Genomic DNA, 14166 nt, shown 5'->3' with positions numbered 1-14166 from the left:
GAATCACCATGCATACCCAAGAACAACTGACGCTGCTCGAAGACGCGCTAGCTAAGGGTGAAAAGCGGGTGAGCTTTGCCGATAAAACCGTTGAATATCGCTCGGTCGATGAAATCAAAACCGCCATTCGACTGATCAAAGCAGATTTAATGGCGCAAGCCGTCGCAACAGATCTTTGGCCGCGTGCACCACGGCAGATTCGTATCATCACGAGGAAAGCCAGTTAATGTGGCTGACGAATCTAAAACGCTATTTATTTGGCGGATCTACACCGACTTATGATGGAATCGGCTCGGGCCGTCGGGCCATGGCTTGGCAGGTGGGCAATCCCAGTGCCATTGCCGCGCTGGCCTATAGCCAAAACGAGCTATGCGCTAAAAGCCGCGATCTAATCCGGCGCAACGCTTGGGCCGCTGCAGGTGTGGAAGCTTTTGTGGCGAACGCCATCGGCACCGGCATTAAACCGCAATCGATGCTGATCGATACCGTTCAACGTGAAGCCATTCAAGCGCTGTGGCGCGACTGGTGTATCGATGCTGATGCCGCAGGGCTGACTGATTTTTACGGTCTGCAAGCGCTGGCTTGCCGAGCCATGTTGGAAGCTGGCGAATGTCTGATTCGCCTGCGCTACCGTCGCCCAGAAGATGCGCTGGCGGTGGCTTTACAATTGCAGCTGCTTGAACCTGAACACTTGCCCGCCACCCTGAATCAAGTGCTCAGTTCGGGCAATGTCATCCGAGCAGGCATTGAGTTTGATAGCTTGGGGCGGCGAGTCGCTTATCACCTGTATCGCAACCATCCTGGCGATGGGGCTTTTGCGCCGATGTCGGGTATGGGCGCTTCACTAGCAAGCGAGATAGTACGCGTTCCGGCCAGTGAAATCATCCACCTCTTCCGCCCATTACGCCCCGGTCAAATCCGTGGCGAGCCATGGTTGGCAAGAGCGCTGGTTAAACTCAATGAGCTGGATCAGTACGACGATGCCGAGCTGGTGCGTAAAAAAACGGCGGCCATGTTTGCTGGCTTTATCACTCGCCTCGCCCCTGAAGATAATCTAATGGGCGAGGGTCTGTCTGACGCCAATGGCGTGTCGTTTGCCGGACTCGAGCCGGGCACTTTACAAATTTTAGAGCCGGGAGAGGATATTAAATTCTCCTCACCGGCGGACTTAGGCAATTCCTATGTCGAGTTTATGCGTCAGCAGTTTCGCGCTGTAGCAGCAGCCATGGGGATTACTTATGAAATGCTCACCGGCGATTTGTCCCAAGTAAATTACTCATCAATTCGTGCTGGGCTACTGGAATTTCGTCGTCGCTGCGAGGCGCTTCAACACGGGGTGATTGTGCATCAGCTCTGCCGCCCGATTTGGTCGGCTTGGATGGAGCAGGCGGTATTAGAAGGCGCGCTCCAATTGCCCAACTTTGCCCTCAACCGACGTAGCTGTTTAGCGGTGAAATGGATACCACAGGGCTGGCAATGGGTAGACCCGAAGAAAGAATTCGACGCCATGCTCACCGCCATTCGCGCCGGACTGCTCTCCCGCTCCGAAGCCATTTCAGCCTTTGGCTACGACGCCGAAGACATCGACCGCGAGATTGCCGCTGACAACCAGCGGGCTGATGAGCTTGGGCTGGTGTTTGATTCAGATCCGCGCCACGACCAGCCGACGGCACAACGGCCTCCGCCACTACAGGATTAATTCCATGCAGCTTATCCATTTAGCATCCCGTCTCTACGGGGTGCCGCTATTGATTGCCCGCTCGAAACTGGATGTGATTCTGTCGGTATTGGGTTCGCGCATTGGGCAAGTGCAAAGCTTGATCCCTGAAACCACCGCACAAAACTTGCAGAACCCACGCAATATGGTCGCCCTCTTATCGAGTGAACGCCATATCGCCATCATTCCTATTTATGGCACGCTGGTACGGCGCAGCATGGGACTAGAAGCAGCGTCGGGCTTGCTCTCCTATGCCGAAATAGCGGCCCGCCTCGATGCCGCCATGAGCGACCCACAAATACAAGGCATCTTGCTGGATATTGACTCCTCAGGGGGCGAGGCTGGTGGGGTATTTGAGCTGGCACAGCAGATCCGACTGGCTAGCCAAGTTAAACCGATCTGGGCACATGCCAATGACTCGGCCTATTCAGCGGCCTATGCACTGGCCGCTGCGGCATCCCGTTTAACCCTCTCGGCCACAGCGGGCGTGGGATCCATCGGCGTGATTGCCCTGCATGTCGATCAATCACTGAAAGACGCCCAAGACGGCTTGAAGTACACCGCGCTCTATGCCGGTCATCATAAAAATGACTTCACACCTCACGCGCCCCTTTCCCCCCATGCCGCTTCGGCTTTGCAAGCTGAGGTAGAGCGGATTTACAGCCTGTTTATCCATCAGATGGCCACCATGCGGGCCTTGGATAGTGAGGTGATTCGGGCCACCGAAGCGGGTCTGTACTTTGGGCAAGATGCCGTGGCGGCGGGCTTGGCCGATGCCGTACTCAGTTTTGATCAGCTGCTCATTGATTTTGAAAACTCACTCTCGGCAACGCAGAAATTGAGCAATCCCCGTGCTTTATCTGTGATTTCCCCTTCTAACCTCGCTCAGCAGGAGCACGTCATGGACGGCATCGAAGAAACACTTACTCCACCCACTGCCACGCCGAAGATGAGCCCACCCACGCCGCCACCAACGAGCAATGTCCCACCTCTTACTCCACCTGCACCTGCAACCACGGTGCCGAGCGAAGCACAGGCCATCGCCGAGCTGTGTCTGATTGCCGGTGCTTCCACCCGCACCGTGGAATTCTTAGCTGCTGGCATGAGCGAGGCGCAAGTTCGCCACATCTTGCTCGATGCCCGCGCCGAGCAGCCGGAGATTAGCTCTCGCATTAGCGCCGATGCAGGTACCAGCAGCCCCGTTGAAAGCAGTGCCATCGTCAACGCCGTTAAAAAACTCATTCATCGGGAGTAGCTCATGTCCGCCATTATGGAATCCCTCAATCTGGGCGATTGGCTTAAGTACGAAGCGCCCAATCTTTATTCCCGAGAAGTCGCGACGGTGGCAGCCGCTCAGAATTTGCCTGCTGCAACGGTCGTGGCGCGTCTAACGGCCTCTGCTCAGTTGGTGGCCCTGAATCCAACGGCAAGCAATGGAGCCGAAGTCGCCGTCGGGGTCCTTGCACACGCGGTCAATGCCACATTGGCGCTAGAAGACGATGCGCTGCTGATTGCGCGGCACGCCATTGTGGCCAGCACCGTCATCGTCTGGCCCGCCACGATTACGGCTCCCCAAAAAGCCATCGCCATTGCTCAGCTTGAACAGCGCGGTATTTTAATTCGCGCTGCAGCCTAGGAAGAACCGTCATGAATAATCCCTTTAACAATCCGGGCTTTTCGATGGCCGCGCTGACCACGGCCATCAATCTGATCCCCAATCGCTATGGTCGTTTGGAAGCTTTAAACCTGTTCCCAGCCAAGCCCGTGCGCACTCGGCAAATTATTATTGAATCACGCAATGGCGTGTTAAACCTGCTCCCCACCCTGCCGCCAGGTTCTCCGGGCACCGTTGGATCGCGGGGCAAGCGAGCCTTGCGCTCTTTTATTATTCCGCATATTCCCCACGACGATGTGGTGCTTCCCGAGGAAATACAGGGCATCCGTGCTTTTGGCTCAGAAACCGAAATGGAATCGATCGCCAGTGTGGCGGCCCAACATCTGGAAACCATGCGGAATAAGCACGCCATTACGCTGGAGCATCTGCGGATGGGCGCACTCAAAGGGGAGATTCTGGATGCCGACGGCAGTACGATTTACAACCTGTTTGACGAATTTGATTTAAGCGCTCAAGTCGTCAATTTTGTGATCGCTAATCCAGCCAGCGCGACCGATGTCAAAGCAAAATGCCTCGAAGTAGTGGGCATGGTTGAAGAGGCCTTGCTCGGTGAATTTATGAGCGAGATGCATTGCCTGTGCTCTCCCGAGTTTTTTGCAGCATTGACCAGCCATAAGGACGTTAAAACCGCCTTTACCAATTGGCAACAGGGGGCGATCTTAATTAACGATATGCGCCGAGGATTTACCTTTGCAGGCGTCACTTTTGAGGAATACCGAGGCAAGGCCAGCGATGCCATGGGTAATGTGCGGCGCTTTATTGCCGCAGGCGAAGCGCACGCTTTTCCACTAGGCACGATTGACACCTTTAGCACCTACTTTTCTCCGGCTGATTTTAATGAAACGGTGAATACACTGGGGCTGCCGCTGTATGCCAAGCAGGAACCTCGCAAGTTTGATCGAGGCACTGATCTGCATACCCAATCCAACCCACTACCGATGTGCCACCGTCCCGGCGTGCTGATCAAGCTGACCATGTCATGAGCGGCATGATTGAAATGCTGTATCAGGCGGCACAACGTGCTGGCCTACTTAAAGTTGCGGTTTGGACTCCATCGTCAGGAGCTTCAGGCGGCAGCGCTTGGGTGGATTTTAGAGCACCTGATAGTGAGATTTTGAACCACTTCCAGCTCAATACCGACTATCAAATCCATTGTCCCTTATCAGCCATGCCGGGAGTTAGCGCGGCAGATCAGCTGCAGATCGACGGTATTGAGTATCGCGTGCAAGCCGTGCGGGCGATTGCGGATGGAAGCGAGTTGGAAATCAGATTATGCAAACCTTAAGCGTATGGCTCGAAATATGGCCCCAAATGGCGCATTCAATAAAAGCGTCATCCCCGAGTGTTTTTGTTGGAGATCCAGCAGCGCTACTGAATTCCCGATTAAAGCATTCGGGAATGATGGCTAGCTCATTGATAGATATGAATATGAAGCAAGTCATAAGCGGTATTTCAAATGCCATCGATCCGTGAGCGCATTCTCAATGCCCTTCAGGCCAGACTAGATGCCGCACTGACGGTGCCCGTGTATCGCGCCCCCATTTTAGCGGCCAGACGAGAAAACATGCCGCTGCTGATTTTGGAGCCACAGGCCGAGTCTGTAGAAAGCATTGCGGGTGAATTATCCGAGCGGCAATTAAGCGTGGTTTTGCATGTTTTAACGCGGGGAGATCTCGCCCATCAGCAGGCCGATGAATTACAAGTCAGCGCCAATCAAGCCATGCTCGCGCTGAGCCATCTCCCAGAACCGGCCTTTTTAATTCATGAAGTGGATTGTGATTGGGATTTTGAAGACGCCGATTCGATCGCCGAGCATCTGGTGACGCGCTATCAGATCCGCTATTTGTGCAACAGGCAGGATCTTTCACAAGGGAATTAACATGCTCGCTGTGATCTTAACATCGCCACATATCCATGAAGGCCAGCTGTATCCAGCAGGCAGCACACTGGATTTACCCGATGCGCTGGCGAATTGGCTCATCAGCCAAGGCATCGCCAATCTACTGAAGTTTAAAAAAAACCTGAATGACAAGGAGCAAGATGATGGCCTTCCAAAAACGTAGTTTCGTAGGTAAGGGCAAGGTTTACCTCGGTCGCTTTCAGCAAAATAATCTGCAGCGCATCGGTAACACTTCCAAATTATCGCTCACCATCGACGATGAATCGAAAGAGCTCGCCGATTATGAAAACCCCGGTGGCGGGATTGCCGATGCCATCACCCGCATCAAAGAGGTAAAGGTCTCATTGACGCTGCACAATCTCAATGCAGCCAATCTGGCCATCGCGTTGTTTGGCAATGCCAGCAGTATCGCCAGCGGCACCATCACTGCTGAAAGCCACACTGCTTATAAAGGCGCCTTGATCCGTCTGGATAAAATCGGCGCTAGCGCAGTCGTCGTCAGCAATAGCGGCGCAACCATTACCTATGTGGCCGGTAGCGATTATCAAGTCAGCGGTGCGGGGATTTTAATTCCCGATGGCAGCAGCATCGCCGACGCCACCACCATCAAAGTGAGCTACGCCTTTGGCCTGCAAAATATGGTCGAGGCCATTACCGCGACCGGTGAAGAATACACACTGGCGTTCGATGGGCTGAACGAAGCCGATTCAGCCAAGCCCTGTGCTGTGGATTTGTGGCGGGTGCGTTTTTCACCCTTAAAATCGCTGGATCTGATTGATGATGATTTTTCTAAAATAGAGCTCGAAGGCAAGCTATTAAAAGACGAATCGCGCCCCATGGGCACCTCGTCCTATTTCCGCTATGGGTTTATTTAAATGCGGGCCGTTAAAACGCTCACGGTCGGCGACATCTCGTTTGAAGTGCGCGAGCTGACCGTGGCGGATATTCGGCTGTGGCTGCAAGAGCTGATCAACAGCGCCGAACCCGATTTAGTCGCCGAAGCTTTATTTAATGACATTTCGCTGGCCGACATACCCCGCTTATCCAGCCTGACGATGGCTCAAGTTGAAACCATGACGCCCTCCGAGCTACGCCAAGTAATTGATGCCGCCAAGGGAGTGAACGCGGATTTTTTTACGCTGCGGAACAAGCTGATTCAGGCGGCGCGTGTCCTGCCCGCCGCAGCCTAAAAACCTTGCTCCACGCTGCCTGCACCTTGGCTCGATTAGGTCATAGCCAAGTATGGAGCTATCCCTATACGGTGTTTATTGCTGCGCTGGATGAATTAGGGCAGAACCAATGAGCAACGATGTTTCCCTCGCGATCAAGATTGGCTTTGACGGTTCTGCCGTGCAAAAGGGCATGTCACGTCTGTCGGAGCAGTACCGGGCATCGTTGCAGGAAATGCAGACCACCTCAGGCAAGCTTGATTCTTTCGGCCCCATGAAGCGGCAAACCGATGAGGCGCGTAAAGCATGGCAGGCGGCGCAGGCTGATGTCGCTCGATTGGCGCGTGAAATTAATAATGTCGATGCGCCCTCTAAAGCATTGACCTCACAGTTTGCTGCCGCAAAAAAGGAAGCTCAGGGTAGCAAGCAGGCGTTTAAAGAGCAGCAATTGGCGCTCGAAGTATTACGGCGTGAGTTGCAAACAGCGGGCGTAGCCGCCGGTAATACCAATACAAGTCAAGCTAAGTTACGAGCAGGGATCAGCGCCACTACGGCGGTTTTATCTCGACTTAAAACCGCCGATTCGGCGCGTGACATACTGGGTATTCGGGGCAATGATGAGATTAACGCCGAGATCAATCAAGCCAAAGCAGCTTATAACGCACTTAAAGAAACGGGGCTGGCTTCTACCTCGGAGTTAGCGCGTGCCGGTCTGGCCTTGACCCAGCAAGTTGGTGAATTAAAGGGCGAACTCTCTGGCGTGCCGACGGTACTGGATCAGATCAAGGAAGGCGCTGCGGGCCTGATTGCAGCGGCAGCGGGGATTGGGCTGACGATACATCAAGCGATCTTGTTTGAATCAGCGATGAGCGATGTTAAAAAGGTCGTCGATTTTGATAGCCCAAAAGGCTTTATCCAGCTGAGCCGTGAGCTTAAAGATCTATCGCGTGAGATGCCAATCACCGCCGAAGGCTTGGCCAGAATCGCCGAGGCCGGTGGGCAAATGGGGACGGCCAGCGAAGATATCAAAGGCTTTGTCACCGTGACCGCCAAAATGGCTTCGGCCTTTAAAATGCTGCCGGAAGAAGCAGGCAAGGCCGTGGGTGAGCTGATGAATCAGTTCGCGCTGTCGATTCCACAAGTGGTCAAGCTCGGCGATACACTCAATCAGCTGGGCAATAAAACCAATGCCACAGAAAAAGATATTATCGCCGTCTTAACGCGCACCGGCGGCATGGCGAGACAATTTGGACTCACTGCCGAGCAAGTCGCCGCCTTAGCCACCACCATGCTCAGCCTAGGCAAGACCCCTGAAATCGCCGCGACCGGCATTAATGCGCTGCTGCTCAAATTACAAACGGGTAAAACACAGAGCAAAGAGTTTCAAGATGCACTGGCGAATATTGGCTTATCGAGTCGGCAATTAGCCACCGATATTGCCGCCAATCCGCAGGTGGCCTTGCAAAAATTTCTCGCCACCATCGCGCTATTAGATAAGCAAACGGCGGCTGAAACGCTGGCGCAGCTGTTTGGTGCGGAATACTCCGACGATCTGGCCACCTTGGTGGGCGGGCTCGAGCTCTATCAAAAAGCACTGACCATCAGTGAAGATAAAACCGCCAGCGCGGGCTCGATGAATCGTGAGTTTGCCGAACGCATTAAAACCACTGAAGCCCAATTGCAACTAGCTAAAAATGCCATCACCGAAGCGGCCATTGCGCTAGGCACGGTGTTTTTACCTGCTGTCGTGCTGGCCGCCAAGGGCGTGGCCTCTATGGTGCAATCCATCGCCACCTTAATTGAAAACTACCCACTGCTATCTGCTGCGGCTGCCGTCGCGCTGTCGGTGCTGGCGGGATTTACTGCTTTACGTGCCATTTACGCGGGGGTGGTGATCGCCATCACGTCCATGTCTGCATCCTTAACTGCGCTAGGCGGAGCCAGTACGGCTGCGGGCACGGGTATGGCGACCTTCGCCGCCAGCATGGCTGCCGTCGCCCCGCAAGTGATTGCACTGACGGCTCTGCTTGCTGCCAGCTATTGGGCCGGTGGCAAGATCGCCGAAATGGTTCTTAAAGAAAGCGCGGCACTGCGTGATGAGCGGGCCGAGATCGCACAATCACTGCAAATCTACAAAGAGTTTAATGCCCTTAAAACCAAGCTCGCGGACGCAGGCGCACCGGCAGGTGCGGTCGATCAAGTGCAACAAGCAAAGCAGGCTGCGCTGGCCGACCGCAGCAGCTATCAACAAAATCTGGCTGCCGCCCAAGAGTATGTAAATGGCGCAATCGCCCTGATTCAGAAGCTAGCCAATGAGCGGCAGCGCTTATCCCAACTGCTTAAAAACCTTGATCAAGCCGTCGCCGCAGAAGAAAAAAAGCTGGCCGAGGAAACGCTGCGCAGCCAAATCAGCGCCATGGAACAGGTCGCCCAGCAACGTAAAACAAGACTAGAAGCGGCGCTGAATGAAGAGCGGCAATATATCGAGCGGGTCAAAGAATTACACAGCAAGCTGGCCGATGCTAAAAGTGCCAACGAAGACCGGCTGCGAGAAATCAAACGCCGGGGCATGAGCGAGGAACAGCAGCAGGGCGATATTTTGGCGCAAGCCAAGGACAAGCAAAATAAAGCGGCTGATCTGAATGCACGGGCACAGACTGCCGCCAATCAAGGTCGCAACAAAGAAGCTGAAAAACTCGCCCAGCTCGCGCAAAAAGAAGCCGAAGGCGCAGCTTCCCTTGGAGAACGGCTAAAAGACAATAAGCAGGCCTACGAGCTGGTCGCCAAAAGTGGTGAGCTGATCGAGCAAGGCATCAAAGCAGAAATCGCCGCCAATAATGTAGCGGCACAAATAGCCCGTTATAAAGCCGCCAATGAATACGCGGCTTATCAACGCGTGCTGGGACTGATCAATGATTTAACGACGCAATTAACGGCCCTGACCGCCGAGGACAAACATATCACCATCAAAGCTGAAATCGACGATGCCATGAAAGCCATTGCCCAGCTTCAGGCCGAAATCAATGGATTAAAAGATAAAACCGTCACGGTGACTCTGGCACAGCGCAATGCCAATCAAGCCAGTAGCCCAGCAGGCTTGCAAGGAGGCGGAGCACTGGCAGGTTACGGTGGAGGCGATCGCATCCCTGCCCTGCTCGAGGCCGGTGAGTTTGTGCTACGTAAAGAAGCGGTCCGCAAATATGGCAGTGGCCTGATCTGGCGTTTGAATCAAATGAATTTTGATAGAGGCAAACTGCCCCGGTTCGCCCTTGGCGGCTTGGTGGGTGGCGGCCTGACAGCGGCTTTGGCGAGTGCGCCAGCTTCTGCAAACGACAGCATCACCGTGAATTTAAACCTCGGCGGTAAAACCTTTGTGATGCAATCCGAGCGCCAACAAGCCCGCCAACTAGTCGAGACTTTAAGATTTATGGATCGAGGTCGGGTGTCATGAAGCAGCTAGGAGAAGTGATTTTACCCAGCCAGCTTGAATGCCCAGCATTCAGCGAGAGCTTTGGCGTGGCCCAAAACCATAAGCTGACTTTAGGCGGAGAGCTGGTGGTGTATAGCCACACCCTGCATAACCGCAACCTCAGCCTGATCGCAAGAGAAGGCGTGGCTTGGTTTACTCAAACTCAGACTGACACACTGCTCGCCATGAGCCAGAGCGCCGATGCCCTACTGACACTGCAATGGGAGGGGCAATCTTTTACCGTGCGCTTCAACCATACCGAACCACCGGCACTGCGCTTTAGCCCTGTTTGGCCATCGGCCAATCGCTATTTTGGCGAAATTCGGTTGGTGACGGTTTAAGCACTAGGCCAAACGCACTTCCCCTAGTAAATCAGGGTGGCGATCCAGTAATTTTAGGAGCTTAACCAGTGCCAAAGAGGGCTTGGTTTTACCCGTCTCATAGCGTGAAAACGCATTGACCCCGCCTCCAAAAATAACTGACGCCTCTCTTTGATCAAGGGCTAGTTTTTTACGCACGCTAATAATAAATTCCGGATCAACAATTGCAGCATTCACTTGCTGATTGAACGCACGCATCAAACTCATGACCCGCTGGCTTTCCTCTGGCCCTGTAATGGACTCATCACAAGCCGAACAAAAATCACCGGTCACTTGAGGGAGGGTCGTCGCCTCACCCTTATAGATATAGGGTAGATCACGGGTGTCATGCACCAACTCGGCTGCACCGCAGACAGGGCATTTCATCTCATAACTCCTTAAAAGAAACAACAAGCAGATCATCAACGACGGTGAGCTTGAGGTAAACATCGCCAACGGGCGTACTGGGGCGGTAAACATCCTGCCAAATCGTATGGTCGGCGTGAGTCGTCATGCTCTTATAAAAATCAGTCGCTTCAAGGGCAACAATAATGGCCAGCATTTCTGCCACATCCAAGCCCATGGCGGCAGCGCCTATTTTTGCAGACTGCGTCATCCTGTAACGACCATCGACAATCAGCGTCTTTACGATAGGCAGCTTGCAGTGTGGTGTTCGTTTTTCCATAGAGAAACATTAACCTACTTGGTTTATTTTAGCAACAGCTGAAACAAGCCATCTCTCTTTTCGGAGCCACAACATGCCTATTCTGTCCTCAGAAATCAAATGGATGAAATCGCTTACCGTCAGCGATGACAGCAGCAATGGCGGCCGCCTGAGTAAGAATGAAATTCCCGATGGCGTTAAAAATAATATTTTTCCAGATGTACCGCAGGCGGAGCGCACGACGGGGTCGACGCGCTATCGCAAGGTATTTATCAAGTTTGCCAACCCTGATAATTTGCTCGCCATTGCCCCTAAGCTGTTTGTTGAAACCAATACGGCAGCGCAGGATATGGTGGCGATTTTTCCGGGAAGTTTGACCGATACCCAAGCCACCCTGACGGGTAGTGAACGGCTCTATGGCGCGGCTCGTTTGCAAACGGCCATCAATGCGGGGAGCAGCGTGCTGGAGGTCAACACCGAAGGTGCGAGCTTTAATCTATTTAGAAGCGGGGATTTAATCCGCATCTCTAATAAGGCGACGGTGGATGATGTTGCTGGCTTTGAGGAGTTTGCCACGCTGGCAGCCGCGCCCAGTTATACCGGTGATTTAGCGCAACTCACACTCACCTCAGCGCTGGCGAATTCTTTTCCGGCGACGAGTACAAAAGTGGCCAGCTGTTATCAGCCCGGCGATCTAAAGGCGAGTTCGACCATGCCGGTGTTAACTTCGGTGGCAGGCACTTTTAATAGTGCTCTGTATCCCATCATCGTCGATCATATCGGCGGCATTACCCAAAACTGGCTGCTGACTTTTACCTCGGCCAGCTCGTTTAATGTGACCGGGGACACCTTGGGCAGCATCGGTGGCGGTTCGATCAGCGTGAACTTTACGCCGCTCAATAGCGACTTCGCCCGCCCCTTTTTTACGCTGGATTTTCATGCTTTTGGCGGCACTTTTGTCAGCGGCAATACGCTGAGTTTTACAACGCAACCAGCGGCCATTGCGCTTTGGTACAAGCGAGTCGTGCCTGCAGGTGCAGCGTCTTACTCTGGGAATCAGGTGATTATTGGCGTGGATTGTGAATCCGCATGAGCACGATGGCCAGCCAAGTTTCGCTCACCTTTGAAGCCGTCGATGGCTTAGACACGCTGCAATTAGAAATCGACGAGCGCGATGGCACGCTCAATAGCCCCGTGCAAGTCAATTACACCCAGCCGCCCTCGCTGTTTGAGCAGGCAAAATGGGTCAGTTTTGGCTCGGTCAAAGGCAGACCAGAACCTTGGACTGCCCTCCTTGCCGTTACGGCCATCGGCCAAGCACACCTGCGTTTGTATTGTCGGCCCAGCAGCCAATTTAAGCTGTATATGTCAGAACCTGCACCGTTTATTCCTGCCGTACCGGATCTGCTCGTGCCGATGGCAGGCATTCCATATAGCTTGTTCTCCGTGGCGGTGCCGCCCTATGTAGTCAGAATTCCCGGCAAGGCCGCCAGTAATAAGCCGCCGATTGAAAGCTTGGGCGCACGGGAGTCCAGCGAGTTTGAAGTATTGACGTTTAACTTTCAGCGCCAAGCGCAGCTAAAACGCCCTTTTGTCTCGGCGGTCGAGATTTTATACAGCTCTATTTTTATTAATCGTGCGGGGACCACTGTGCCAGCGCCACAGCCCAATGCCGATCAGCTAACAAGTTTTGAGGCGACAGAAGAGGTGGCAGGCGCTTTGGTGGTCCGCTACAACAGCCATTACCAATTGCTGCGCTGTCATTACGGCCTGCCCAGTGGCGATCTATTAGACAAATTACGCTGGGCTTGGTTAGGGGGCGATGTCAATTCTGTCGGTATGCCACCCCTGCTGGTCTTTGCTATGTCGGCCAATAGTGCTGCGCAAATTAGCGTCGTGCGCAGTGTCTGGCCCTCGGGATTTTTGCTGGCCAATACCGCAGATGCGCTGCGCAAAGAAGTGGAAAACCCAGAGGGCAGCAGAGCGTTGGCAGAAACAGGCCGCATCAGCAGCACCGAAAAAATCAGTTCTTCCCTCGATCCGGACAACTATATCGAAGTCGAACGTGCCCGAGAAATCACGTTACAAGACGGGCAAGGCAAGATCTGGACGCTGAAATTGGCAGGCAAGCTATGAGCACCTACCTTGATCCATTTAGCCATATCAGCGGCTTTAACTTTGGCTGCAAGCAGATTGCCTCGTTTCAAATTCATGGCCCCCACTCCATGGCCGTTGTGAATAGCAGCTTCGGCGGTCTGGGCGATAGTCATGCTTTTGCAGTGGGCATGCAGCTGGCTGATTATAGCTACCTCTCGCGTTTAGAGAGTGCTCGTGATGCCTTTAGCTTAAGCCAGCTCGATTCATCATGGGACACACCGCCAGCAAATCTCTGGCGCGGCATCAATTGTGCGAAACAAGGTGACGGGACTTGGGGAGAGGTTATTAACAAAAGAAGGGGTTATCAGCTGATTCATCGTTATGAGGCCATAGAGCGAGCCATACGCTGCACGGTAACGTATATCAATCACAGCCCCATTCCACAAAGCCCTATGTATGAGCGCGGCATTAACCCTGATTGGAACTCGGGGCCAGATGCTTGGAATAATTGGCCCTTATTTGAGCCGCATATTTTACATATGCAGTGTGATTCGGTGCTGTACAGCAATAGCAGCGCATTTCACTCACCCCAAATCAGTTATTCCCCATTTCATAGGAATGAATACGACCAGCAAGATTCAATCGGCATGTCTATCGTTCCGGGGCCGGTTGAGCCGGGCGAGTCCCTCAGCTTTACGTTTAGATACTTTAAGGAAAACTAAATGACGATCCGATTTAATAGCGCGACTCGTGATCTGATTACCAATGCCATCACCGCCACCATGGGCTCTGCCACCCTTAAAATTTATACCGGTACGCAACCGGCAACAGCAGGAACGGCGGCCACTGGCACTTTGCTGGTCGATATTGTGCTAGCGGGGTTTAATGCCAGCGCCACCGGGGTCGCCACCTTAGTCACCTCTCCGCCCGTGCAAGGGATCGCGGTTGCCACCGGAACGGCTGGCTGGGCAAGGCTCACTGATTTGACCAATAATATCGATGGCTCGGTGGGCACTAGCGCGGCGGACTTTATTATTAATACGGTGAGTATTGTCAATGGCGGTACGGTTACGCTGACTAACTGCACCATCACGCAGCCCGCCTGAGTAACGAGTT

Annotated in this window: 18 protein-coding genes; 16 read left to right on the top strand and 2 right to left on the bottom strand. The window is 53.5% G+C overall.

Annotated features, from left to right (window positions below; genetic code table 11):
• Positions 1-8: 8 nt before the first annotated feature.
• From ACFQNF_RS19590 to ACFQNF_RS19535, 12 genes are all read left to right on the top strand, one after another.
• On the top strand, positions 9-227 hold the full coding sequence (locus ACFQNF_RS19590; protein WP_380189848.1) for a phage head-tail joining protein: 219 nt from the start codon (positions 9-11) through the stop codon (positions 225-227).
• A complete protein-coding gene (locus ACFQNF_RS19585; protein WP_380189846.1) occupies positions 227-1699 on the top strand; it encodes a phage portal protein in 1473 nt (490 codons plus the stop codon). The genes ACFQNF_RS19590 and ACFQNF_RS19585 overlap by 1 nt, the downstream gene beginning before the upstream one ends.
• A gap of 4 nt (positions 1700-1703) precedes the next feature.
• Positions 1704-2972 (top strand): S49 family peptidase, encoded by a 1269-nt coding sequence (locus tag ACFQNF_RS19580; protein ID WP_380189844.1) that lies wholly within the window; start codon positions 1704-1706, stop codon positions 2970-2972.
• Between the two features lie 3 nt (positions 2973-2975).
• Positions 2976-3353, top strand: a complete 378-nt coding sequence (locus ACFQNF_RS19575; RefSeq protein ID WP_380189843.1) for a head decoration protein — start codon at positions 2976-2978, stop codon at positions 3351-3353.
• Between the two features lie 11 nt (positions 3354-3364).
• Positions 3365-4375, top strand: a complete 1011-nt coding sequence (locus ACFQNF_RS19570) for a major capsid protein (RefSeq protein ID WP_380189841.1) — start codon at positions 3365-3367, stop codon at positions 4373-4375.
• Positions 4372-4677 carry a head-tail joining protein gene (locus ACFQNF_RS19565; protein ID WP_380189839.1) on the top strand — a complete coding sequence of 102 codons (306 nt, stop codon included), beginning with the start codon at positions 4372-4374 and terminating at the stop codon, positions 4675-4677. Before ACFQNF_RS19570 ends, ACFQNF_RS19565 begins: the two co-directional genes overlap by 4 nt.
• A 171-nt stretch (positions 4678-4848) precedes the next feature.
• Positions 4849-5271, top strand: coding sequence for a hypothetical protein (locus ACFQNF_RS19560; protein WP_380189837.1), 423 nt, complete (start codon positions 4849-4851; stop codon positions 5269-5271).
• Position 5272: 1 nt separating this feature from the next.
• Positions 5273-5455: a DUF7210 family protein gene (locus ACFQNF_RS19555; protein ID WP_380189835.1), complete on the top strand. Its 183-nt coding sequence runs from the start codon at positions 5273-5275 to the stop codon at positions 5453-5455.
• A complete protein-coding gene (locus ACFQNF_RS19550) occupies positions 5433-6167 on the top strand; it encodes a phage tail tube protein (RefSeq protein WP_380189833.1) in 735 nt (244 codons plus the stop codon). The genes ACFQNF_RS19555 and ACFQNF_RS19550 overlap by 23 nt, the downstream gene beginning before the upstream one ends.
• Positions 6168-6482, top strand: a complete 315-nt coding sequence (locus ACFQNF_RS19545) for a hypothetical protein (protein WP_380189831.1) — start codon at positions 6168-6170, stop codon at positions 6480-6482.
• Positions 6483-6591: 109 nt separating this feature from the next.
• Positions 6592-9912, top strand: coding sequence for a phage tail tape measure protein (locus ACFQNF_RS19540; RefSeq protein WP_380189829.1), 3321 nt, complete (start codon positions 6592-6594; stop codon positions 9910-9912).
• Positions 9909-10271 carry a hypothetical protein gene (locus ACFQNF_RS19535; protein ID WP_380189827.1) on the top strand — a complete coding sequence of 121 codons (363 nt, stop codon included), beginning with the start codon at positions 9909-9911 and terminating at the stop codon, positions 10269-10271. Before ACFQNF_RS19540 ends, ACFQNF_RS19535 begins: the two co-directional genes overlap by 4 nt.
• Positions 10272-10274: 3 nt before the next feature.
• Here the strand turns inward: ACFQNF_RS19535 and ACFQNF_RS19530 are convergent, their stop codons facing one another.
• Positions 10275-10676, bottom strand: a complete 402-nt coding sequence (locus ACFQNF_RS19530; RefSeq protein WP_380189825.1) for a type II toxin-antitoxin system MqsA family antitoxin — start codon at positions 10674-10676, stop codon at positions 10275-10277.
• A gap of 1 nt (position 10677) precedes the next feature.
• Positions 10678-10974, bottom strand: coding sequence for a type II toxin-antitoxin system MqsR family toxin (locus ACFQNF_RS19525; protein WP_380189823.1), 297 nt, complete (start codon positions 10972-10974; stop codon positions 10678-10680).
• A 73-nt stretch (positions 10975-11047) separates the two neighbouring features.
• Between ACFQNF_RS19525 and ACFQNF_RS19520 the strand changes: the two genes are divergently transcribed.
• The 4 genes from ACFQNF_RS19520 to ACFQNF_RS19505 are packed head-to-tail and all read left to right on the top strand — an operon-like array spanning position 11048 to position 14156.
• The gene (locus tag ACFQNF_RS19520) at positions 11048-12046 is read left to right on the top strand and encodes a hypothetical protein (protein WP_380189821.1); all 999 of its coding nucleotides are present in this window, start codon (positions 11048-11050) and stop codon (positions 12044-12046) included.
• Complete coding sequence (locus ACFQNF_RS19515) at positions 12043-13089, top strand: hypothetical protein (protein WP_380189819.1); 1047 nt, start codon at positions 12043-12045, stop codon at positions 13087-13089. The genes ACFQNF_RS19520 and ACFQNF_RS19515 overlap by 4 nt, the downstream gene beginning before the upstream one ends.
• The gene (locus ACFQNF_RS19510) at positions 13086-13772 is read left to right on the top strand and encodes a hypothetical protein (protein ID WP_380189817.1); all 687 of its coding nucleotides are present in this window, start codon (positions 13086-13088) and stop codon (positions 13770-13772) included. Before ACFQNF_RS19515 ends, ACFQNF_RS19510 begins: the two co-directional genes overlap by 4 nt.
• Positions 13773-14156, top strand: a complete 384-nt coding sequence (locus tag ACFQNF_RS19505) for a hypothetical protein (RefSeq protein WP_380189815.1) — start codon at positions 13773-13775, stop codon at positions 14154-14156.
• The last annotated feature ends 10 nt before the right edge of the window (positions 14157-14166 follow it).

This window comes from Iodobacter arcticus (genome assembly GCF_042664895.1).
Taxonomy (GTDB): Bacteria; Pseudomonadota; Gammaproteobacteria; order Burkholderiales; family Chitinibacteraceae; genus Iodobacter; species Iodobacter arcticus.
The sequence above is the reverse complement of the archived record's forward strand: the minus strand, read 5'-3'. Positions and strand labels throughout refer to the sequence as shown.